Annotated in this window: 19 protein-coding genes and 1 pseudogene; 12 read left to right on the top strand and 8 right to left on the bottom strand. The window is 65.2% G+C overall.

Annotated elements, in window-relative coordinates; translation table 11 throughout:
• The first annotated feature begins 227 nt into the window (after positions 1-227).
• The 3 genes from ffh to rimM all read left to right on the top strand — a co-directional run bounded on the left by ffh (position 228) and on the right by rimM (position 2,909).
• Entirely contained in the window at positions 228-1,751 is a 1,524-nt protein-coding gene (gene ffh / locus ASF14_RS08005) for a signal recognition particle protein (RefSeq protein ID WP_056433912.1), read from the top strand.
• Positions 1,752-1,809: 58 nt separating this feature from the next.
• A complete protein-coding gene (rpsP, locus tag ASF14_RS08000) occupies positions 1,810-2,196 on the top strand; it encodes a 30S ribosomal protein S16 (protein ID WP_007404083.1) in 387 nt (128 codons plus the stop codon).
• A gap of 152 nt (positions 2,197-2,348) precedes the next feature.
• Complete coding sequence (rimM, locus tag ASF14_RS07995) at positions 2,349-2,909, top strand: ribosome maturation factor RimM (RefSeq protein WP_236696988.1); 561 nt, start codon at positions 2,349-2,351, stop codon at positions 2,907-2,909.
• On the opposite strand, the gene ASF14_RS07990 is transcribed toward rimM, so the two are convergent.
• Complete coding sequence (locus ASF14_RS07990; RefSeq protein WP_056433909.1) at positions 2,899-3,807, bottom strand: NAD(P)/FAD-dependent oxidoreductase; 909 nt, start codon at positions 3,805-3,807, stop codon at positions 2,899-2,901. The genes rimM and ASF14_RS07990 overlap by 11 nt on opposite strands.
• 86 nt (positions 3,808-3,893) lie before the next feature.
• Between ASF14_RS07990 and ASF14_RS07985 the strand changes: the two genes are divergently transcribed.
• The 4 genes and pseudogenes from ASF14_RS07985 (at position 3,894) to rplS (ending at position 5,665) form a co-directional block, all read left to right on the top strand.
• Positions 3,894-4,166 carry an AbrB/MazE/SpoVT family DNA-binding domain-containing protein gene (locus ASF14_RS07985; protein ID WP_056433906.1) on the top strand — a complete coding sequence of 91 codons (273 nt, stop codon included), beginning with the start codon at positions 3,894-3,896 and terminating at the stop codon, positions 4,164-4,166.
• A gap of 4 nt (positions 4,167-4,170) precedes the next feature.
• A complete protein-coding gene (locus ASF14_RS07980; protein WP_056433904.1) occupies positions 4,171-4,545 on the top strand; it encodes a type II toxin-antitoxin system VapC family toxin in 375 nt (124 codons plus the stop codon).
• A pseudogene (gene trmD, locus ASF14_RS07975) lies at positions 4,542-5,257 on the top strand (tRNA (guanosine(37)-N1)-methyltransferase TrmD); the annotation flags it as partial. The gene ASF14_RS07980 and the pseudogene trmD, both read left to right, overlap by 4 nt.
• A gap of 15 nt (positions 5,258-5,272) precedes the next feature.
• Positions 5,273-5,665, top strand: coding sequence for a 50S ribosomal protein L19 (gene rplS, locus ASF14_RS07970; protein WP_042483560.1), 393 nt, complete (start codon positions 5,273-5,275; stop codon positions 5,663-5,665).
• A gap of 213 nt (positions 5,666-5,878) precedes the next feature.
• Here rplS and ASF14_RS07965 read toward each other — a convergent pair whose 3' ends face one another.
• The 6 genes from ASF14_RS07965 to ASF14_RS07940 all read right to left on the bottom strand — a co-directional run bounded on the left by ASF14_RS07965 (position 5,879) and on the right by ASF14_RS07940 (position 13,188).
• The gene (locus ASF14_RS07965; RefSeq protein WP_056433901.1) at positions 5,879-6,520 is read right to left on the bottom strand and encodes a peptidylprolyl isomerase; all 642 of its coding nucleotides are present in this window, start codon (positions 6,518-6,520) and stop codon (positions 5,879-5,881) included.
• A 53-nt stretch (positions 6,521-6,573) separates the two neighbouring features.
• Positions 6,574-7,716 carry a hypothetical protein gene (locus tag ASF14_RS07960; RefSeq protein WP_056433897.1) on the bottom strand — a complete coding sequence of 381 codons (1,143 nt, stop codon included), beginning with the start codon at positions 7,714-7,716 and terminating at the stop codon, positions 6,574-6,576.
• Positions 7,717-8,010: 294 nt separating this feature from the next.
• Positions 8,011-10,038: an RNA polymerase sigma factor RpoD gene (gene rpoD, locus ASF14_RS07955; RefSeq protein ID WP_056433895.1), complete on the bottom strand. Its 2,028-nt coding sequence runs from the start codon at positions 10,036-10,038 to the stop codon at positions 8,011-8,013.
• Between the two features lie 142 nt (positions 10,039-10,180).
• Positions 10,181-12,028: a DNA primase gene (gene dnaG / locus ASF14_RS07950; protein WP_056433892.1), complete on the bottom strand. Its 1,848-nt coding sequence runs from the start codon at positions 12,026-12,028 to the stop codon at positions 10,181-10,183.
• A gap of 152 nt (positions 12,029-12,180) precedes the next feature.
• A complete protein-coding gene (locus ASF14_RS22205) occupies positions 12,181-12,486 on the bottom strand; it encodes an endonuclease domain-containing protein (protein WP_236696987.1) in 306 nt (101 codons plus the stop codon).
• Between the two features lie 249 nt (positions 12,487-12,735).
• Positions 12,736-13,188: a GatB/YqeY domain-containing protein gene (locus tag ASF14_RS07940; RefSeq protein ID WP_007404070.1), complete on the bottom strand. Its 453-nt coding sequence runs from the start codon at positions 13,186-13,188 to the stop codon at positions 12,736-12,738.
• 140 nt (positions 13,189-13,328) lie between these two features.
• Between ASF14_RS07940 and carA the strand changes: the two genes are divergently transcribed.
• The 4 genes from carA (at position 13,329) to ASF14_RS07920 (ending at position 19,420) form a co-directional block, all read left to right on the top strand.
• A complete protein-coding gene (gene carA / locus ASF14_RS07935) occupies positions 13,329-14,510 on the top strand; it encodes a glutamine-hydrolyzing carbamoyl-phosphate synthase small subunit (RefSeq protein ID WP_056433884.1) in 1,182 nt (393 codons plus the stop codon).
• Between the two features lie 351 nt (positions 14,511-14,861).
• Positions 14,862-18,206, top strand: coding sequence for a carbamoyl-phosphate synthase large subunit (gene carB / locus ASF14_RS07930; protein WP_056434524.1), 3,345 nt, complete (start codon positions 14,862-14,864; stop codon positions 18,204-18,206).
• A 94-nt stretch (positions 18,207-18,300) separates the two neighbouring features.
• Positions 18,301-18,777 (top strand): transcription elongation factor GreA, encoded by a 477-nt coding sequence (gene greA / locus ASF14_RS07925; RefSeq protein WP_042483476.1) that lies wholly within the window; start codon positions 18,301-18,303, stop codon positions 18,775-18,777.
• A gap of 4 nt (positions 18,778-18,781) precedes the next feature.
• The gene (locus tag ASF14_RS07920) at positions 18,782-19,420 is read left to right on the top strand and encodes a rhomboid family intramembrane serine protease (protein WP_056433881.1); all 639 of its coding nucleotides are present in this window, start codon (positions 18,782-18,784) and stop codon (positions 19,418-19,420) included.
• 161 nt (positions 19,421-19,581) lie between these two features.
• On the opposite strand, the gene ASF14_RS07915 is transcribed toward ASF14_RS07920, so the two are convergent.
• On the bottom strand, positions 19,582-19,797 hold the full coding sequence (locus tag ASF14_RS07915) for a DUF4170 domain-containing protein (RefSeq protein ID WP_056433879.1): 216 nt from the start codon (positions 19,795-19,797) through the stop codon (positions 19,582-19,584).
• Positions 19,798-19,953: 156 nt separating this feature from the next.
• Between ASF14_RS07915 and ASF14_RS07910 the strand changes: the two genes are divergently transcribed.
• Positions 19,954-21,204: an NAD(P)/FAD-dependent oxidoreductase gene (locus tag ASF14_RS07910; protein ID WP_082442143.1), complete on the top strand. Its 1,251-nt coding sequence runs from the start codon at positions 19,954-19,956 to the stop codon at positions 21,202-21,204.
• Positions 21,205-21,233: the final 29 nt, after the last annotated feature.

Genomic DNA, 21,233 nt, shown 5'->3' with positions numbered 1-21,233 from the left:
TACAATAGGTTAACGCGTGCGCCGGATCGGGGCTGGTTGCGTTCGACTTGCACCCGTCGTCATTTTCTCATAAGAGCGCACCCAAGTTCCGTTTCGGAATGTGAAGGTGAAGCGCCCAAGGGTGCACGCTGGCCGGCGAGGTTTCGCCCGCCGGCGCTTTTGCGTTTGGCGGTGCGACACGGGTTTTTGGGCCGGACTCTCCGGCTCGGGTTTGACGAGGTGAGGCGATGTTCGACAGCTTGAGCGATCGGCTTGGCGGCGTATTCGACCGCCTTCGCGGCCGTGGCGCGCTGACCGAGGCGGATGTCCGCACCGCGATGCGCGAAGTGCGCGTGGCATTGCTGGAAGCCGATGTGGCGCTGCCCGTCGCGCGCGACTTCGTCGACAAGGTCACCGAACAGGCGATCGGCCAGAACGTCCTTCGTTCGATCACGCCGGGCCAGCAGGTCGTCAAGATCGTCCATGACGCGCTGGTCGCGATGCTGGGCGCCGATGCCAGCGAGCTGCTGCTCGACGTCGCGCCGCCCGCCGTCGTGATGATGGTTGGTCTTCAGGGCTCGGGTAAGACCACGACCACCGCCAAGATCGCCCGCCGCCTGTCGAGCGGTGCGATGGGCCGTGATCGCAAGAAGGTGCTGATGGCGTCGCTCGACGTCAATCGCCCCGCCGCGCAGGAGCAGCTGGCGACGCTGGGCACACAGGTCGAGGTGTCGACCCTGCCGATCATCGCGGGTCAGCAGCCGGTCGAGATCGCGCGCCGCGCGCTCCAGGCTGCCAAGCTCCAGGGCTATGACGTGCTGATGCTCGACACCGCCGGTCGTCTGCACGTCGACCAGGCGCTGATGGACGAGATGAAGGCGGTGGCGGAGATCGCCCAGCCGCAGGAAATCCTGCTCGTCGTCGACTCGCTGACCGGCCAGGACGCGGTGAACGTCGCGACCAGCTTCTCGGAGCAGGTGCCGCTGACCGGCGTGGTGCTGACCCGTATGGACGGCGATGCGCGCGGTGGTGCGGCGCTGTCGATGCGCGCGGTCACCGGCAAGCCCATCAAGTTCGCCGGTGTCGGCGAAAAGATGGACGCGCTGGAGGCCTTCCATCCGGAGCGTGTCGCGGGCCGCATCCTCGGCATGGGCGACGTCGTGTCGCTGGTCGAGCGCGCCGCCGAGACGATCCAGCAGGAAGATGCCGAGCGCATGGCCATGAAAATGGCCAAGGGTCAGTTCGATCTGAACGACCTGCGCGGCCAGCTGGCCCAGATGCGCCGCATGGGCGGGCTGGGTGCGCTGGCAGGCATGATGCCGGGCATGAAGAAGGCGCAGAACGCGCTGAACGATGCCGGTGGCGACAAGATCCTGCTTCGCATGGACGCGATCATCACCTCGATGACCGTCAAGGAGCGGGCCAAGCCCGAGCTGGTCAACGCCAAGCGCAAGATCCGCATCGCCAAGGGTTCCGGCACCACGGTGCAGGACGTGAACAAGCTCCTGAAGATGCATCAGGAGATGGCCACGGCGATGAAGAAGATCAAGAAGATGGGCGGCATCAAGGGCATGATGGCCATGCTCGGCAAGGGCGGCCTTGGCGGCCTGGGCAATGCACTGGGCGGTCCGCAGATGGGCGAGATGCTCAACAAGGCAGGTGGCGGTAGCGGCCTGCCGGGCATCGGGGGCATGGGTGCGGGCGGCGGCAAGCTGCCCGAGGGCATGCCGAAACTGCCCCCCGGCTTAGAAAATCTTCTGAAGAAGAAATAACCCCCGCGCCGGACGGAATGGCCGGTAATTTTGAACGTTTAACTCCAAGGACTATATAATGGCTCTCAGCATTCGTCTGTCGCGTGGTGGCTCCAAGAAGCGCCCTTACTACCGCATCGTGGTGGCCGACGCCCGTGCGCCGCGCGACGGCAAGTTCATCGAGAAGATCGGCAACTACAACCCGCTCCTCGCCAAGGACAATGACCAGCGCGTGCAGCTCGACGCCGAGCGTGCGAAGCACTGGCTCGCCAATGGCGCGCAGCCGACCGACCGCGTCGCCCGCTTCCTGGACGCCGCCGGCGTTCGTGAGCGCGCTGCTCGCAACAACCCGAACAAGGCGAAGCCGGGCGAAAAGGCCACCGAGCGCGCCGAAGAGCGTGCCGAGAAGCTGAAGGCCGCTCAGGAAGCCGCCAACGCTCCGGCCGAAGAGACCGCCGAGGCCTAATGGCTTTCGGCTTTGCGCTGCCTCGGTCGATCGCGATCGGGGCAGGGCAAGGCACCGGATACGGGGTCATGCGTTTCCAAAGCTAATGGCTTCAGGAGATATGCGCATGACCCCGCCGACCGAACCCGATCCCCGGACCGCACCCGACGACCATGACGACGCGACCAACCAAGGCGTCTCTGCGCCAGACCCCGCCGAAGGCGGAGACGACGCCCCCAACGGGGACGGCAACTCGCCCAACGGGTGAGCCGCACGTCACGCTGGCCGTCATCATCGGCGCGCACGGCATTACGGGCGAGGTTCGGCTCAAGGTCTTTGCCGACGACCTGTCGGACTATCGCTCGTTCAATGACGGCGCGCTGACGCTGAAGTCGGCGCGTGACGGTTCGAACGGCGTCATCGCACGTTTCGCCGAAATCACCGACCGCAACGCCGCCGAGGCGCTTCGTGGCACGGAGCTGACGGTACCGCGCTCCGCCCTGCCTCCGCTGGAGGAGGGCGAATATTATCATGCCGACATTATCGGCCTGTCTGCGATCGCCAGCGATGGCGAGGAACTGGGCCAAGTCGCGCTGATCGAGAATTTCGGCGCGGGCGACGTGCTCGAGATCGAACGTCCCGATGGCCGCCGGTTCATGGTGCCGATGAACGCGCAGGCCGTGCCCGAATGGGATCAGGACCGCCTGATCGTGGAACGGGCCTTTATCGCCTGATCGGCGAATGCTCGTTCAGCAGGTTGCGGATCGTCGTGGCCGCGACCCCGGCCTCGCCCATGGCGTGGCTGATCTGATCCAGCCCCTTTACCACATCTCCTGCCGCGAACAGGCCGGGGACCGACGTCCGCTGGTGATCGTCGACTTCCAGGCATCCGCTCGGGTCCGCCTTCGCACCTGCCGATACCGCCAGTTCCGACCGGATACGCGAGCCCATCGCCGGATAGACGCTGTCGAAGCGCATCCGCCCGTTCGCCGTGTCGAGCGCGATTTGCTCGCCTTCGATCGCCCAGCCGCCGCAGGGGCCGTCCACGCGTGCCACGCCCGCTTCGTCCAGCGCTTTGGCACATGCCGGGTCGAGGTTATGCGCGGCATCGGGCGCGATCAGCGTTACGTCGCGGGTAAAGCCGCGCAGGAACAGCGCTTCGCGCATGCCATGGTCGCTGGTGCCGATGACGCCGACACGCTTGTCGGTGACCTCATAGCCGTCACAGACCGGGCAATAGCGGATAAGCCCACGCTCCAATGCGGGGTCGTGCACCTCGGGCAGGAGCTTGCGGGGGCGGTGATTGACCACGCCCGTGGCGAGCAGGACGGTTCGGGTGCGATACTCGGCCTCATCGGTGACGACGCGGAAGTGACCATTTTCGGGGTGGATCGCCAAGACCCGGTGCGGCGTGCAATGCGCACCGTAGCGACGCGCCTGATCGTGCATACGTGACAGCAAGGCCTTGCCGCTGATCCCTTCCGGGAAACCGGCATGATTGTGCGTACAGGGAATCATCGCGGCCCGGCTCGATCCGCTGTCGAACATATGGATGCGCAGGTGATAGCGCGCCAGATAGATCGCGGCCGTCAGTCCGGCGGGGCCCGCCCCAATGATGATGCAATCGTCCATGGCGGGGGCAAAGCCTCAATCAGCGCAACGTTCCTTGGCGTCGCGCAGCGCATCATGTATATACGCGATGTATATACGGAGGCTTTATGGGCAAGGATTATCAGGCAAAGGTCTTCCGCTCGGGCAATTCGCTCGCACTGCGCTTGCCCGCTGCGCTGGGGCTGACAGAGGGGACGGAGATGACGCTACGCGAAGAGCAGGGGCGTTACGTGTTCGAGCCCGTTCAGACGCCGCCGAAGACGATCGATCTGACCGGCATCGCAGGCTCTATGCCGTGGCTGAAGGCGATCGAACGGGAAGAACGCGAGTTCGACGATCCCGAGCGGCCCTGGCACCTGCTGAACGATAAGGACGCATAAAGCAGTGCGCTACCTGATCGACACCAATTGCTGCATTTTCCTGTTTGCCGGAGAATATCCGGCACTGCTGGAACGTGTTGCTGCGACACCCGTGGGAGAGATCGGATTGTCCAGCATCGTTTTCGCCGAATTGGCGCTGGGTGTTCGTCACGGCAAGCCGCCGCTGGAACGGCAACTGGAGCAGTTGGCGACGCAGATGCCGATCCTGCCGTTCGACGAGGCGGCGGCGCGCTGCTATGCGACCCTTCCGTTTCGACGGGGACGGTTCGACCGGCTGCTCGGTGCCCATGCCCTCAGCCTGGGCAGTACCGTCATCACCGACAACGAAGCCGACTTCGCCGACATCCCCGGCCTGACTATCGAGAACTGGACGCTGTGACCTTTCGCGCGACGATATTGACGCTCTATCCCGAGATGTTTCCCGGTCCGCTGGGCCATTCGCTGGCGGGGCGGGCGCTGCGCGAGGATCGCTGGGGGCTGGAGACGGTCCAGATCCGCGACTTCGCGACCGACAAGCATCGTTCGGTCGACGATACCCCGGCGGGGGGCGGCGCGGGCATGGTGTTGCGCGCCGATGTGCTGGCGGCGGCGGTGGATTCGGTGGCGGACGATCGACCGGTGCTGGCGATGACGCCGCGCGGGCGGCCGCTCACCCAGCCGCGCGTTCGCGAAATCGCGGCGGGGCCGGGCGTCACCATATTGTGCGGCCGGTTCGAGGGGTTCGACGAACGCCTGTTCGAGGCGCGGGGCATCGAACAGGTGTCGATCGGCGACTATATCCTGTCGGGCGGCGAGATGGGGGCGCTGGTGCTGCTCGACGCTTGCGTTCGGCTGCTTCCCGGCGTAATGGGCGCGGCTTCCAGTGGAGTCGAGGAAAGCTTCGAAAGCGGCCTCCTCGAATATCCGCAATATACCCGACCTGCTGAGTGGGAAGGGCGCACGATCCCTGAAGTGCTGCGATCGGGGGATCATGCGAAAATCGCAAAATGGCGTCATGCCAGGGCTTGCGAGGATACACGGTCAAGGCGGCCGGACCTTTGGGAACGTCATGAGGGCGTTCGGGTCGGTCGCCCTCTGGCGCGCGGCGACGATTGAGGAATAGTGTCATGAACGTGATCCAGCAGATCGAAGCTGAGCAGATCGCCAAGTTCAACGAGACGAAGAAGATCCCGGAATTCCGCCCCGGCGACACGCTGAAGGTCGGTGTGAAGGTCGTCGAAGGCGAGCGCACCCGCGTCCAGTTCTATGAGGGCGTCTGCATCGCCCGCTCGAACAAGGGCATGGGCTCGTCGTTCACGGTCCGCAAGATCTCCTTCGGTGAGGGCGTGGAGCGCGTCTTCCCGCTCTACTCGCCGAACGTCGACTCGATCGAAGTGGTTCGTCGCGGCGCCGTGCGTCGTGCGAAGCTCTATTACCTGCGTGGTCGCACCGGCAAGTCGGCGCGTATCGCCGAGCGTCGCGATCCGCGTCCGGCCAAGGGCACCGCAGCCGCCGAGTAATCGGCGCGGCGGACCGTCCAACGGTTCGACAGGGAAGGGGCGGTGGCACCAAGCGGTGCCGCCGCCCTTTTTCTATGCATTACCCCAATCTCCGTTCAGCCTGAGCGAAGTCGAAGGCCACGTCCCAGCAGTAGTCGCGAGCGGGCCGGACGCTAATTGGATAGGTCATCCCTTGGCCTTCGACTTCGCTCAGGCCGAACGGAGGATGGGACGTTATCCCCCGAAATTGTACAGCCACATCTTGGGCTCCTTGGTCGGCTGCGGCTTGCCGTCCAGTCGCTTGGCGTTGATCAGGGTGACGGGTTTGAAGATCATCTGCCCCTTCATCGCGTCCTGCCCACCGCCCGAGGGCTTGGCGAGGATCTTCTTCACCGTGTCCATCCCCGCGACCACGCTTCCGAACGCGGCATAGCCATCATAGCCCGGTCGCGCGTCCATGCCGGGCGTCGGCCCAACGGTGATGAAGAAATTGCCGCCCGCCGAGGACGGCGTCGTCCCCCGCGCCATCGAGATCGTGGCGTCGAGATGCTTGATCCCGGTCTGGCTCGTCTTCTCCAGCGGGAAGGGGGGCAGGATGCGCCGCGCATCGGTGCGAATGCCGCCCTGTACGAAGCCCTTTTTCGGGTCGCGCTTGTCCCGTGCCGCGCGGTAGAAGCTGGTGCCGTCGAACCGGCCGTCATCGACATAGGCGAGGAAGTTCCTGCTCGTGGCAGGCGCATGGCGCGTATCGAGCGCGACGACGATCGGCCCTTCCGACGTGTTGAGCTGAACCCGGATGGTGCCGGGGCGGGGGACATTCTGGTTGGCGGGGGCGGCTGCGACCAGCAGGGCGAGAAACGGCAACGCATACTTCATAGCGCCCATCCTAGCGGGTGCGAAGGCCGATGTCATTTGCCCGAAGCCCTGCATCACGGCGCTGGCGACATCGCCCCCCAGCCGTTCAGCGCAGGCACCAGGTCGTCCGGCAAGGCCCTCAGCCGTGCGGCGAGGATCGGGGCAAGGAGCGGATGGCCGCGAACCTCGTCCATGAAGCGTGCATCATACCCCCGGCGCCGGAATGCGGGTTGCAGCTCCACCAGCGCCTCTCCGCCATAAGGATCGTCGCGCAGCATCTCCGCATAGCTTTGTGCGGTGAGGGCGACGTCGCGCGTGCAAAGCCCCAGTTGCTTGCGCAGCTTCACGGTCGGATCGATCCGGACACGCCGGTCCTGCGGCTCGGTGATCGGGTAGAGCGGGGCGGCGGCAGCCTTGGCCTCCGCCGTCCGGCCCAGTTGCTGAAGCGCACAGGCGCGTATCCAGGCGAACTGGCGGTCGCTGCCCTTGACCCGAACGTCGCCTGAGAAGATGCCGCCGGGGGCCTGGAAGCGCGCCTCGACCGCATCGATCGCCGCCAGCGCCTCGGCGGGGCGGTGCAGGTCGAGCAGTACCGATGCCCGGCTGGCCTCGAGGTTGAGCTTCACACGGTCGTTCCCCAATGGCGGGATAGCGGCTTCCAGAACGTCCAGCGTGCCCTGGCTGTCGCCGCGAACGTCCCGGGCCTTGGCCAGCCATTGCGACATCGCCGCCCAATGGATCGACCAGAACGAGTTGCCCTGTTGTGGTTCGGCAATGCGGGCGTCTTCCATTAACCGGGTCGCCTCCGCGACCTGTCCTGCCGCCAGCAGGGCATCGGCCAATTGGAAAGTCGGACGAAGACGCGGGCGGACGACCGAGGCGATGGCGCTATCCGCCTGTTTGGTACGCCCCTTTGCGAAGACGGCTCTCGCATCCGCGACCAGGGCCTCGCGCAAGCCGGTAAGCGAGGGGCCTGCCCATGTCAGCAGTTGTGGCCAGATGGCGGCGAGACGACGGTCGGCCAGCACGGCAAGGGCGTCGTCGATAGTGTCGATATCGACCACGCTTTCGCCTTCGGCCGCGCGGATCGTCACCGTCGCATGAGTCGGCGATAGCGGGCGGAATGTCGCCTCACCGGCAAAGGCCTGCACAGTTGGCGCTATCGGCGCAGGGTTTTGCACGATTGCCGCCGCCGACAGAAAAAATGCGATCATCATGGCCCATCTCCCCCTGGGTCGGAGGATGGCCCGATCGCCGTCGGCAGCGCAACCCCGGCTGACGTGCGATCCCTCAGAGCAGGATGACATTATATGGAGTCAATGTGAGCCCCTCCCCTTCAGGGGAGGGGTTGGGGTGGGGCCTTTCCACGAACGCCGCGCTTGCGGAAGCGCCCCACTCCCGGCCCCTCTCCTGAAGGGAGGGGTAGGTCCTTCGGGTCATTAGAGTCTAAAAGCAAAGAGGCCGCCGATCCTGCGACCGGCGACCCCTTTGGTGATCCTCGCGACCCGACCTTACTGGTCGAGGAAGCTGCGCATCTTGCGGCTGCGGCTCGGATGCTTCAGCTTGCGGAGCGCCTTCGCCTCGATCTGGCGAATGCGTTCGCGAGTGACCGAGAATTGCTGGCCGACCTCTTCCAGCGTGTGATCGGTGTTCATGCCGATGCCGAAGCGCATACGTAGCACGCGCTCTTCGCGCGGGGTCAGCGAGGCGAGGACGCGGGTAACCGTTTCCTTAAGGTTCGCCTGGATCGCCGCGTCGACCGGGATGACCGCGTTCTTGTCCTCGATGAAGTCGCCGAGGTGCGAATCCTCCTCGTCGCCGATCGGCGTTTCGAGGCTGATCGGCTCCTTGGCGATCTTCATCACCTTGCGCACCTTCTCCAGCGGCATGGAGAGGCGCTCGGCCATCTCTTCCGGGGTCGGCTCGCGGCCCTGCTCGTGCAGGAACTGGCGGCTGGTACGGACCAGCTTGTTGATCGTCTCGATCATATGAACCGGGATACGGATGGTCCGCGCCTGGTCGGCGATCGAGCGGGTGATCGCCTGACGAATCCACCAGGTCGCATAGGTCGAGAATTTGTAACCACGGCGATATTCGAACTTATCGACCGCCTTCATCAGGCCGATATTGCCCTCCTGGATAAGGTCCAGGAATTGCAGGCCGCGATTGGTGTATTTCTTGGCGATGGAGATGACGAGGCGCAGATTGGCCTCGACCATTTCCTTCTTGGCGATACGCGCCTCGCGCTCGCCCTTCTGCACCATGTTCACGATGCGGCGGAATTCGGTCAGCGCCATGCCGGTCTGCTGCGAGATGTCGGCGATTTCACTGCGGATGCGGTCGACGGTGGCGGCTTCGTTGGTGGCGAAGTTGCCCCACTTCTTGTCGACGCCGCGCACGGTATCGAGCCAGTTCTCGTCCAGCTCGTGACCCAGATAGCGGTCGAGGAAGTCCTTGCGGTTGACCTTGTGCCGCTCGGCCAGGCGCAGCATCTGGCCGCCCAGGGCGGTCAGGCGGCGGTTATAGGCATAAAGCTGGTCGACCAGGAATTCGATCTTGGCGTTGTGGAACTGGACGCTCTCGACCTCGGCGGTCAGTTCTTCGCGAAGCTTGTGGTACTTGCGCTCCTCCGCCGACGACAGCTCGCCGCCCAGCGCCATGGACTCCAGGCGCTGCTGCTGGATTTTCGAGAATTTCTTGTAGATCGCGGTGATGTTGGCGAACTTCTCCAAAGCCTGAGGCTTGAGCGTCTCCTCCATCTGGGCGAGGGACAGGGTATTGTCCTCTTCCTCGTCCTCGGCGCGGGGCCCGCGACGTTCGCCGCCCTCGCCATCCTCGTCATCGACCGAGGGTTCCTCGGGCTCTTCTTCTTCTTTGAACTGCGGACCGGCGTTCTTGGCGCTGATCTCGCCATTGTCGTCCTCGTCCTCCTCGCCCAGATTTTCCGGACCGGCGTCCTTGGACAGCATGGCGTCGAGATCGAGGATCTCGCGAAGCTGCATCGTGCCTTCGTTCAGCGCGGTCGACCAGTCGATGATCGCGTTGAACGTGATCGGGCTTTCGCACAGCCCCAGGATCATCGTGTCGCGACCCGCCTCGATCCGCTTGGCGATGGCGATCTCGCCCTCGCGGCTCAGCAGTTCGACCGCGCCCATCTCGCGCAGGTACATGCGGACCGGATCGTCGGTGCGATCGACGGTTTCCTTCTTCTTCGCCTCGGGCTGCGGGCCGCCATCGGATTCGGCGTCCGTGGTCTCGGCGTCGTCGGCCTCTTCCTCGGACTCGCCGTCCTCGCCCTGTTCCTCATTCTCGACGATATTGACGCCCATCTCGTTCAGGGCGGCCATGATATCCTCGAGCTGATCGGAGGACATCTGGTCCTGCGGCAGCGCTTCGTTCAGCTGGTCGTACGTAATGTAGCCGCGCTTCTTGGCGCGCGCGATCAGCTTCTTGATCGACGCCTCGTTCAGGTCGATCAGCGGCGCATCGCCCGTTTCCGTGGTATCGGTCGTATCCGCCGCCATATTCGCCTTCGCCATCAAATGCCCTCAGGGTTCCGTGCCCGGCCTCTGTCACACCGCTCGCAGGTGATGCAAGCGGGTGAGGGGGCCATGCGTAATTTTCCAGTGCGGGCGTAGGTCGCCCAATATGCCCCGGATATGGGGCGGGAGAGGTGCTGTATCAAGCGGCCTCCCCGGCTTGCTTCTCGGCCAGATCGCGCGCCGCCTCCAGCCAGCGATAGAGTTCGTCGCGCGATTGCGCATGTGCCGCATGGCACCGCGTCTGCTCGGCGAAGCGATCCTCGGTCATGTCGGTCTGGAACGCCTGCACCGCGCGTTCGCGGTTCGCGCGCGTCTCGCTTTCCTCCAGCATGACCTCGATGATCTTTTCCAGGTCGCGGACCGCAATGGCCGGGTCGCTGGCCTTGCTGAAGAAGCTGAACGCGAGGTCGCGGGTATAGTCGCGCGCGTCGATCGGGTGGACGTCGGTCGTCGCCATGATCTGTTCGATCAGGCTTTCCGCTTCGGCGGCGTCCTTGCGGGACAGATGCGGATCGTTGACCGCCGCGTCGAGCAGGTGATGCCGCCAGTCGTTGAGATAGCGGTCGCCCATGTCCAACCGGCTGATTTCGTCCATGTACCGGCACAGGACATGCGGATAGCGCATCAGGCCCAGCAGCACCGCGCGCTTCAGGCTGTATTCGACGCCCCGCCCGACATGGCGATTGGCTTCGGCCACCGCCTGATGCACCGCCGCCGCATTGACCCGCCGGATGCCGAAGATGTCGAAATAGCGCGACATCATCGCGCGCTTGTACTCGTAGGCCAGATCCTTGTGCGGGATCTGCTGCGCCAGTTCCTCCAGTCGCTGCTTCAGCGCGGCGCGGCCCTCGGGCGTGTCGGTCTGCGCCTGGGCGATCTCGGACTGCCAGAGCAGGTCGCTGAGCGGCGTGGCGCGGGAGAGCACCGCCTCGAAGCCCGCCGCACCCTTTTCCTGGACCAGATCGTCGGGGTCCTGCCCTTGCGGCAAGGTGACGAAGGACAGGCTCTTGCCCGGCTGGAGCAGCGGCAGCGCGCGGTGCGCGGCGCGGATCGCGGCCTTCTGGCCCGCCGCATCGCCGTCGAAGCAGAGCGTCGGCACATCGACCATGCGCCACAGCCGTTCCAGCTGATGCTCGGTCAGCGCGGTGCCGAGCGGCGCGACGGCTTCCTCGATCCCGGCCTGGGCGAGGGCGATCACGTCCATATAACCCTCGACCACCAGCACGCGGCCGGACTTGCGCACGGCGGGTGCCGCGCGGTCGAGATTGTAGAGCGTGCGCCCCTTGTCGAAGAGCGGCGTGTCGGGGGAGTTCAGATATTTCGGCTCGCCGTCGCCGATGATCCGGCCACCGAACGCGATCACCCGGCCGCGCGCGTCGCGGATCGGGATCATCAAGCGGCCGCGGAACCGGTCATACGGGTCCTTGCCGTCGACCTTGATCAGCAGCCCGCACTCGATCAGCGCCGGGTCGCCATACTCCTTGAGCGCGGTCTTCAGCTTGCCCCGGCTGTCGGGCGCGAAGCCCAGCCCGAAGGCGCGCGCCGTCTCCGGTGTGACCCGGCGGCGGGTCAGCAACTCGCGCGCATCACCGCCCGACAGGCCGCCCAGCTGTTCGGAAAACCATGCGGCGGCATCGGCCATCGCGTCGTGCAGGCCCTTGGCGCGCTCGGCCTTTTGCGCGGCGCGGCGGTCCTGCTCGGGCATGTCGAGCCCGGCGACCTGTGCCAGTTCCTTGACGGCATCGATGAAGGGCAGGCCGCGCTGGTCGGTCATCCAGCGAATGGCATCGCCATGCGCCGAACAGCCGAAACAGTGGTAAAAGCCCTTATCGTCGTTGACGTAGAAGCTGGGCGTCTTTTCGTTATGGAAAGGGCAGCAGCCCTTATATTCCCGGCCGGCCTTTTGCAGCTTCACCGTCTTGCCGATCAGCGCCGACAGACTGGTCCGAGCGCGTAGCTCGTCAAGGAATTGCGGGGTCAGGCTCATGGCGTCCGCGTGATTATAATTGGTAGCGGGAGATGGGGTTTTTGGCAAGGGGTGGGGTGGGGTGGATGGTCCGGGTTTGCCCTCCCCTCGATCCCCTCCCGCCTGCGGGAGGGGAAGCGCATTTGGTGGAGGACAGTCCTCTCGGCCGGGCGCTACGGGCTCCCCTCCCGCAGGCGGGAGGGGCTGGGGGAGGGCCTTTCCGCAAGCGTGCGCTCGATGATTGCAACGACGCCCTCCAGATTGCCCAGAACGTCGTTGTTCCAGAAGCGGATGACCCGCCAGCCTTGCGCTTTGAGATAGTGGGTGCGGGCGTCGTCGTAAGCTTCGTGTTCGGCATGCTGGCCGCCATCGACTTCAACGATTAGCTTTTCCGACCGGGCGGCGAAGTCGGCAATGTACGGACCGACTGGCACTTGGCGGTTGAAGCGGGCGCCTGCGACCTGACGTCTCGATAGCACGCGCCATAACCGTCGTTCCGCATCGGTCGGATTGAGGCGCAGTTCCCGTGCTTTCCGCGTAGGGCGGTTTTCGCGGAAAGGTCGGGGCCCCTCCCCTCGGTCCCCTCCCGCCTGCGGGAGGGGATGCGCTTTTGGTGGAGGGCAATCCTCGCCATCAGGCGCAACAGGCGCCCCTCCCGCAGGCGGGAGGGGTTGGGGGAGGGGGCTACGCTTGCGATCGAAACCCCGCACCAGCCCCACTCCCTAACCTTACGCCAGCGAAGCCTTCACCAACCCGCTGGCCTTGCTCATATCCAGCACCGCCGCATGCCGAGCCTTCAACTCGGCCATCACCCGGCCCATGTCCTTCATGCCGCTCGCCCCGATCTCCGCCTTGATCGCCTCGATCGCGGCCTTGGTTTCGTCCTCGGTCAGCGTCTGCGGCAGGAAGCGTTCGATTACCGCGACCTCGGCCTTTTCGGCGTCGGCCAGTTCCTGGCGGCCGCCCTGTTCGTACATGGCGATCGATTCGCGGCGCTGCTTGACCATCTTTTGCAGCACTTCGATCACGACCATGTCGTCGTCGGCGGGCGCATCGCCGGTACGGAGTTCGATGTCGCGGTTCTTGATGGCGGCCTGGATCAGGCTGATCGCCGCGCGGCTTTCCTTGTCGCCCGCTTTCATGGCGGCCACCTGCGCGGCCTTGATGTCGTCGCGAATCATGTTTTTTCCGTCTTGTCTGAAAGGCGGGGACGTTAGCCGATGGAACCAATTCCGTGAACCGGTTGACGCGAACGCCCGATGGCCCTAGCGGACGCCACTTAGCGACATTGCAGACATTTTAGCAGGAGTGCCCGCCGATCATGGCCGACGCCAAGCCATTCGCCATGCCCGAAAAGCCTGAAGGCGCCACGGGCGTTCTCGTTCTGGCGAACGGAGACGTGTTATGGGGGCGCGGTTTCGGCGTCGAGGGTGATGCCGTCGGAGAGGTGTGTTTCCACACCGCGATGACCGGCTATCAGGAGATCATGACCGACCCGTCCTTCGCCGGGCAGATCATCACCTTTACTTTCCCGCATATCGGCAACGTGGGCGCGAACCCCGACGATATCGAGGCGGACGCGCCGCACGCGCTGGGCATGATCGTCCGCGAGGATCCGACCGCCCCGTCCAACTTCCGCGCGATGGAGAACCTCGCCGGATGGATGGCGCGGCACAACCGCATCGGCCTGGCGGGCATCGACACCCGCGCGCTGACCCGCCGCATCCGGGCCGCCGGCGCGCCCAACGGCGTGATCGCGCATTCGGCTGCGGGCGAGTTCGACATCGCTGCGCTCCTCGAAAAGGCGAAGGCTTGGCCGGGGCTGGAGGGCATGGACCTCGCCAAGGACGTGTCGACCGAGCTGCATTATGGCTGGGGCGAGACGCGCGAGGGCGGCCTGTGGCGGCTGGGCTTCGGCTATGCCGGTGCCGAGGGCGAAGATCGCCCGCACGTCGTCGCGATCGATTATGGCAGCAAGCACAACATCTTCCGCAACCTGGTTCAGGCCGGGGCGAAGGTGTCGGTGGTCCCCGCCACTGCGTCCTATGAGGATGTGATGGCGCTGAACCCGGACGGCATCTTCCTGTCCAACGGTCCCGGCGATCCGGCGGCGACGGGCAAATATGCGGTGCCGGTGATCCGCCAGCTGCTCGACACCGGCAAGCCGCTGTTCGGCATCTGCCTGGGCCACCAGCTTCTGGGCCTGGCGGTCGGTGCCAAGACGACCAAGATGCATCAGGGCCACCGCGGCGCGAACCACCCGGTCAAGCGCCTGTCCGACGGTCTGGTCGAGATCACCAGCATGAACCACGGCTTCGCGGTCGAGCGCGAGACGCTCCCTGCGAACGCGCGCGAGACGCATGTGTCGCTGTTCGACGGGTCGAATGCGGGTCTGGAACTGACCGACCGCCCGGCCTTCTCGGTCCAGTACCACCCCGAAGCCTCGCCGGGGCCGCAGGACAGCTTCTATCTGTTCGAGCGGTTCGTGGGGTCGCTTCGGTAATGAAGCGGGCGGCTCCCCTCGCGATGTTGGCGGCATTCGCCCTGTTGACAGGGTGTACGGCGCAATCCGGGGGGAAGCCGTTTCTAACTAAAAAAGCTTTCTCGCGTGCCGCGGGTCGGTGTCACGTCGTCTCCAAGGGGGTTTCCCGCCCTAGGAACGGCCAAATTCCCTATGCAAGTTATCGCATTCCGGGGCCGGGCGGCAAAGCCCGATCGGACGAGGGGGAAAGCCGAGCTTGCCTGACGGACGCGCTTCGCGGCTATCGGTACGATTATCTGGGCGAGGAAATTCCTGAGCCCGGCAGTGATGATAGCCCTTATCCAGCATCCCTTTTGAATGGTCATCGCCCAAATGCCAAAACGCACTGACATCTCCTCCATCCTCGTCATCGGCGCTGGTCCGATCGTCATCGGTCAGGCGTGCGAGTTCGACTATTCGGGCACGCAGGCGATCAAGGCCCTGAAGGAAGAGGGCTATCGCATCGTCCTGGTCAATTCGAACCCGGCGACGATCATGACCGATCCCGAGCTGGCCGACGCGACCTATGTCGAGCCGATCACGCCCGCAGTCGTCGCCAAGATCATCGAGAAGGAGCGCCCCGACGCGGTCCTGCCGACCATGGGCGGCCAGACCGCGCTGAACACCGCGCTGGCGCTGTTCCATGACGGCACGCTGGAGAAATTCGGCGTCCAGATGATCGGCGCCGATGCCGAGGCGATCGACAAGGCCGAGGACCGTCAGAAGTTCAAGGTCGCCATGGAGAAGATCGGGCTGGAATCCGCCCGCTCGGCCATCGCGCATACCGAGGCGGAGGCACTGGCGGGGCTGGAGAAGGTCGGCTTGCCCGCCATCATCCGTCCCAGCTTCACGCTGGGCGGCACCGGCGGCGGTGTGGCGTACAACCGCGAGGAGTTCATCGCGATCGTCCGCGCCGGGCTCGACGCCTCGCCGACGACCGAGGTGCTGATCGAGGAATCGCTCCTCGGTTGGAAGGAATATGAGATGGAGGTCGTGCGCGATCGCAACGACAATTCCATCATCATCTGCTCGATCGAGAATATCGATCCGATGGGCGTCCATACCGGCGACTCGATCACCGTCGCGCCCGCGCTGACCCTGACCGACAAGGAATATCAGATCATGCGCAACGCCAGCCTGGCGGTGCTGCGTGAGATCGGCGTGGAAACGGGCGGCTCGAACGTGCAGTTCGCGGTCAATCCGAAGGACGGCCGCCTGATCGTCATCGAGATGAACCCGCGCGTGTCGCGTTCTTCCGCGCTGGCGTCGAAGGCGACCGGCTTCCCGATCGCCAAGGTCGCGGCCAAGCTGGCGGTCGGCTATACGCTGGACGAGATCGAGAACGACATCACCGGCGCGACCCCGGCCTCGTTCGAGCCGACGATCGACTATGTCGTCACCAAGATCCCGCGCTTCGCCTTCGAGAAGTTCAAGGGTTCGGAGCCGGTGCTGTCGACCGCGATGAAGTCGGTCGGCGAGGTCATGGCGATCGGCCGCAACATCCACGAGTCGATGCAGAAGGCGCTGCGCGGTCTGGAGACGGGTCTCAGCGGCTTCAACGATGTGGAGCATCTGGTCGGTGCCCCGCGTGCCGAGATCGAGGCAGCGCTGGCCAAGGCGACCCCCGATCGGCTGCTGGTCGCGGCGCAGGCGCTGCGTGAAGGTTTCACCGTCGCCGAGGTCCATGCGATCGCGAAGTACGATCCCTGGTTCCTGAAGCGGATCGCCGAGATCGTCGCCGCCGAGGCCGAAGTCATGGCAAACGGCCTGCCGCAGGACGCGGCGGGTATGCGCCGCCTGAAGGCGATGGGCTTCTCCGACAAGCGGCTCGCTTATCTGGCGCTGCAATCGGCGAACCTGCGCGGCATGGATCGCGGCATCGCGCGTGGCTCGGGCCTGATCCACGAGGTCGTCAAGATGATGACCGGCGGCGTGACCGAACAGGAGGTGCGCGAGCATCGCCAGAAGCTGGGCGTGCGTCCGGTCTTCAAGCGGATCGACACCTGCGCCGCCGAGTTCGACGCGAAGACGCCGTATATGTACTCGACCTATGAAGCCCCGACCTTCGGCGAGCCCGAGGACGAGGCGGTGCCCAGCGATCGGAAGAAGATCGTCATCCTGGGCGGCGGTCCGAACCGGATCGGGCAGGGCATCGAGTTCGACTATTGCTGCTGCCACGCCTGCTTCGCGCTGGCGGATGCGGGCTATGAGACGATCATGGTCAACTGCAACCCGGAAACGGTCAGCACCGACTATGACACCTCGGACCGGCTCTATTTCGAGCCGCTGACCGCCGAGGACGTGCTGGCCATTCTCGATGTCGAGAAGTCGAAGGGCGAGCTGGTCGGCGTGATCGTGCAGTTCGGCGGCCAGACCCCGCTGAACCTCGCCCGGGCGCTGGAATCGGCGGGTATCCCGATCCTGGGCACCAGCCCCGACGCGATCGACCTGGCCGAAGACCGCGAGCAGTTCGCGGCGCTGGTCGACAAGCTGAAGCTGCACCAGCCCAAGAACGGCATTGCGCGCAGCCGCGAGGAAGCGCTGATCGTTGCCGAGCGCGTCGGCTATCCGGTGCTGATGCGCCCCAGCTTCGTGCTGGGCGGCCGCGCCATGGAGATCGTCGACGGCCCGCAGCAGCTGGAGGATTATATCCAGACGGCGGTGCAGGTGTCGGGCGATGCGCCGGTGCTGATCGACCAGTATCTGCGCGACGCGATCGAGGTGGACGTGGACGCGATCTGCGACGGCGACCAGGTCGTCGTGGCGGGCGTGCTCCAGCATATCGAGGAAGCGGGCGTCCATTCGGGCGACTCGGCCTGCTCGCTGCCGCCCTACAGCCTGTCGGCCGAGATCATCGCCGAGATCGAGCGTCAGGCGGAAGCGCTTGCGCGCGGCCTGAACGTGCGCGGCCTGATGAACATCCAGTTCGCGGTGAAGGACGGCCCAGAAGGCACTCGGGTCTACCTCATCGAGGTCAATCCGCGCGCCAGCCGCACCGTGCCCTTCGTCGCCAAGGCGATCGGCACGCCCATCGCCAAGATCGCCGCGCGCGTCATGGCGGGCGAGAAGCTGGCCGACCTGCCGCAGATCGATCGCCACATCGATTATTATGCGGTCAAGGAAGCGGTCTTCCCCTTCGCGCGCTTCCCCGGTGTCGATCCGGTCCTGTCGCCCGAAATGAAGTCGACCGGCGAGGTCATGGGTATCGACCCCGACTTCACCACCGCCTTCGCCAAGTCGCAGCTGGGGGCGGGCACCGTCCTGCCGACCGAAGGCGCGGTCTTCATCAGCGTGAAGGACGGCGACAAGGAACAGATCGTTCCCGCCGCCCGGATGCTGTCGGAAGCGGGCTTCGCGATCGTCGCGACCGGCGGCACCGCCGATTATCTCGACCGTGCAGGTGTGACGGTCGAGAAGATCAACAAGGTGGCGCAAGGGCGGCCGCATATCGTCGACCGGATCAAGGACGGCGGCATCACCCTGATCTTCAACACGACCGAGGGGTGGCAGAGCCTGAAGGACTCCAAGCCGATCCGCGAAGCCGCGCTCGGCCAGAAGATTCCCTACTTCACCACGGCGCCCGCCAGCGTCGAGGCGGCGAAGGCGATTGCGGCGTCGGCGACCCGTGGTCTTGAAGTACGTCCCCTGCAATCCTACTATTCGCGTTCGCACAACTGATCCCGACATGAGAACATGATGTGCTGGCGGACCGCTCTCCCGGTTTGGGAGGGCGGTCCGTACCGGGAATGCGTAAGAATTGGGGACTAGGAATATGGCGACCGTCGAAAAGATGCCGATGCTCCAGGAGGGCTATGACAAGCTCACCCAGGACCTGCGGCGTCTGAAAGAAGAGCGGCCGCTGATCGTCGACGCGATCGAGGAAGCGCGTGCACACGGCGACCTGTCCGAAAACGCCGAATATCATGCGGCCAAGGAACGGCAGGGTCAGGTCGAGGCGACGATCGCCGACATCGAGGACAAACTGAGCCGTGCGCAGATCATCGACCCGAAGGATCTGTCGGGCGACAAGATCGTGTTCGGTGCGACCGTCACGCTGCTCGACGAGGACGACAAGCCGGTCAAGTATCAGATCGTCGGCCAGACCGAGGCGGACGCCAAGACCGGTCGGATCAGCTACAACTCGCCGCTCGGCCGTGCGTTGATCGGGCGCAAGCTGGACGAAGAGGTCGAGGTGACGGTGCCGTCGGGCGACCGTTATTACGTCGTCAGCAAGATCGAGTTCATCTGACCCGATGAACTGGACAGCGGCACGGGCCACGACGGCCATCGCGGTCGTCACGGCGGCCGTGTCGCTGATCCTCATCGCCACCGGCATGGTGCCGGATGCGGCGGTGGCGGGCGGGTTCATACCCCTGCGCTTCGAGGGGGCGGTCCTTCCGCCCGATTTCGGCTTTGCGGTGCCGACGCTGCTGACCCCGCTCAGCGCGACCCTTATCCATGGCGGGTTCGCGCATATCGCCTTCAATCTGGTGATGCTGGTCTATTGCGGTGCGCAGACCGAGCGCGCGTTGGGGCCGCGAGGCATCGCGGTGCTGTACGTCGTGGGTGCCTATGCCGCCGCGATGGCGCAATATTTTCCCGATCCCGCTTCGCCCATGCCGATGATCGGTGCAAGCGGCGCAATCTCGGCCATCGTCGGGGCCTATGCGCTGCTGTTCGGACGGCGGCGCGCGACCCGGGGTATCGCCGGACTGTCGGCGGAATTCACCCATGTCCTGTGGCTGGCGGCCGGATGGATCGGCATTCAGCTGCTGCTCGGCTATGCGGGCATGGGAATGGGTGCGATCGCGGTCGCCGCGCATATCGGCGGGTTCATCGCCGGGCTGGTCTTTGCCAAGCCGTTGCTGCTGTGGCGCTATCGCAACGCTTGAAGCGAGGGGGACTTTATCCCACCCTCCGTTCCGCCTGAGCGAAGTCGAAGGCCACGCCTGAACCTCGCCCAGCATCGGCGCCATCCCGTGCACTTCGACTTCGCTCAGTGCGAACGGGGTTCTGGAAGGTAGGGCGGAATAGACTTCCGCCCCCAACCCAATCAGTCGAGCGTCGGCTCGAGCAGGCGGTGCAGGTGCACCACCACGAACTTCATCTCGGCATCGTCGACGGTGCGCTGCGCGGCGGCGCGCCAGGCCTTTTCGGCGCTGGCATAGTCGGGAAATACGCCGACCACTTCCAGCCCGGCGGGATCGACGAAATCAAGGGTCTGCGGGTCGCTGACGCGGCCGCCGAACACGAGGTGCAGCTTGCTCATGGTGTCTCCTGAGGATTTGCCCTTTCCCCTAGCGGCAAGCGTCGCGCGATTGAAGACGGTCTTTCGCACTTGCAACGCTTTGTCATGGTCGTTGGGTCATGGTCGTTGGGTCATGGTCATTGGCAGCCGCCGCCGATCCATCCTAGGGGATAGGCCATGACCGATATGCACAATCCCTCTTACGACATCGTTATCGTCGGCACCGGCCATGCGGGGGCGCAGGCTGCCATCGCGTTGCGTCAGGAAGGGTTCGAGGGCACGATCGCGATGATCGGCGAAGAGGACTGGCCGCCCTATGAGCGCCCGCCGCTGTCCAAGGAGTATCTGGCCGGGGACAAGCCGTTCGAGCGTATCCTGATCCGCCCCGAGCGTTTCTGGGAAGAGCGCGCGATCACGTTGCGGTTGGGCGAGCAGGTCGTCGCGGTCGATGCCGAGGCGCGGTGCCTGACCACGGCGGCGGGCATCGTGATCGACTATGGCACGCTGATCTGGGCGGCGGGTGGCCATGCCCGGCGGCTGAGCTGTGACGGCCACCAGCTGACCGGCGTGCACGGTGTCCGCAGCCGCGCCGATGTCGACCGGCTGATCGCCGAACTGCCGGATGTGGCGCAGGTGGTGGTGATCGGCGGCGGCTATATCGGCCTGGAGGCCGCCGCCGTGCTGACCAAGTTTGGCAAGGCAATCACCATCGTCGAGGCGCAGGACCGGGTGCTCGCGCGCGTTGCGGGCGAGGCCCTGTCGCGCTTCTACGAAGCCGAACACCGTGCGCATGGCGTGACGGTGCGGCTTAGCGAGAGCGTGGCGTGTATCGAGGGAGAGGAGCGGATCAGCGGCGTCCGGCTGGCCGACGGTACGGTGCTGGCCGCCCAGATGGCGATCGTCGGCATCGGCATCGTGCCCGCGGTGCAGCCGCTGATCGCGGCTGGAGCGGCGGGCGATAATGGCGTGGCGGTCGATGCGCAGGGGCGCACCAGCCTGCCGCACATCTATGCGGTCGGCGATTGCGCGGCCCATGCCAACGACTTTGCCGACGGTGCCGTCATCCGGCTGGAATCGGTGCAGAACGCCCATGATCAGGCGACGGTGGCGGCGCGCACGATCATGGGGCGCGAGGTCGCCTATCATGCCGTGCCCTGGTTCTGGTCGAACCAATATGACCTGAAGCTGCAAACGGTCGGTCTGTCGATGGGGCATGACCAGGCGATCTTGCGTGGCGATCCGGCCTCACGCAGCTTCTCGGTCGTCTATCTGCGGCAGGGCCGGGTGATCGCGCTCGATTGCGTCAATGCGATGCGCGACTTCGTGCAGGGCAAGGCGCTGGTTGCCGATGGCGCCACCGTGCCGGTCGAGGCGCTGGCCGATGCCGGTCGCCCGCTCAAGACACTGTGGCCGCTGGCCGCGCAATGATCTTTTGAAACAAGCGCTTGCATCACGGC

It is taken from the genome of Sphingomonas sp. Leaf257 (assembly GCF_001422185.1).
In the GTDB taxonomy this organism is placed as follows: Bacteria; Pseudomonadota; Alphaproteobacteria; order Sphingomonadales; family Sphingomonadaceae; genus Sphingomonas; species Sphingomonas yabuuchiae.
Note: the sequence above shows the minus strand (reverse complement) of the source record. Positions and strands in the feature narration are given on the sequence as shown.

What these genes read in the sequence shown, in the direction of transcription:
- rpsP (WP_007404083.1), top strand. Translation starts at nt 1,810, where the DNA reads ATGGCTCTCAGCATTCGTCTGTCGCGTGGTGGCTCCAAGAAGCGCCCT.
- rpoD (WP_056433895.1), bottom strand. Translation starts at nt 10,038, where the DNA reads ATGGCGAAGGCGAATATGGCGGCGGATACGACCGATACCACGGAAACG.
- ffh (WP_056433912.1), top strand. Translation starts at nt 228, where the DNA reads ATGTTCGACAGCTTGAGCGATCGGCTTGGCGGCGTATTCGACCGCCTT.
- ASF14_RS07920 (WP_056433881.1), top strand. Translation starts at nt 18,782, where the DNA reads ATGAACTGGACAGCGGCACGGGCCACGACGGCCATCGCGGTCGTCACG.
- ASF14_RS07985 (WP_056433906.1), top strand. Translation starts at nt 3,894, where the DNA reads ATGGGCAAGGATTATCAGGCAAAGGTCTTCCGCTCGGGCAATTCGCTC.
- ASF14_RS07965 (WP_056433901.1), bottom strand. Translation starts at nt 6,520, where the DNA reads ATGAAGTATGCGTTGCCGTTTCTCGCCCTGCTGGTCGCAGCCGCCCCC.
- ASF14_RS07910 (WP_082442143.1), top strand. Translation starts at nt 19,954, where the DNA reads ATGACCGATATGCACAATCCCTCTTACGACATCGTTATCGTCGGCACC.
- carA (WP_056433884.1), top strand. Translation starts at nt 13,329, where the DNA reads ATGGCCGACGCCAAGCCATTCGCCATGCCCGAAAAGCCTGAAGGCGCC.
- rimM (WP_236696988.1), top strand. Translation starts at nt 2,349, where the DNA reads ATGACGACGCGACCAACCAAGGCGTCTCTGCGCCAGACCCCGCCGAAG.
- ASF14_RS07915 (WP_056433879.1), bottom strand. Translation starts at nt 19,797, where the DNA reads ATGAGCAAGCTGCACCTCGTGTTCGGCGGCCGCGTCAGCGACCCGCAG.
- ASF14_RS07990 (WP_056433909.1), bottom strand. Translation starts at nt 3,807, where the DNA reads ATGGACGATTGCATCATCATTGGGGCGGGCCCCGCCGGACTGACGGCC.
- ASF14_RS07940 (WP_007404070.1), bottom strand. Translation starts at nt 13,188, where the DNA reads ATGATTCGCGACGACATCAAGGCCGCGCAGGTGGCCGCCATGAAAGCG.
- greA (WP_042483476.1), top strand. Translation starts at nt 18,301, where the DNA reads ATGGCGACCGTCGAAAAGATGCCGATGCTCCAGGAGGGCTATGACAAG.
- carB (WP_056434524.1), top strand. Translation starts at nt 14,862, where the DNA reads ATGCCAAAACGCACTGACATCTCCTCCATCCTCGTCATCGGCGCTGGT.
- ASF14_RS07960 (WP_056433897.1), bottom strand. Translation starts at nt 7,716, where the DNA reads ATGATGATCGCATTTTTTCTGTCGGCGGCGGCAATCGTGCAAAACCCT.
- rplS (WP_042483560.1), top strand. Translation starts at nt 5,273, where the DNA reads ATGAACGTGATCCAGCAGATCGAAGCTGAGCAGATCGCCAAGTTCAAC.
- dnaG (WP_056433892.1), bottom strand. Translation starts at nt 12,028, where the DNA reads ATGAGCCTGACCCCGCAATTCCTTGACGAGCTACGCGCTCGGACCAGT.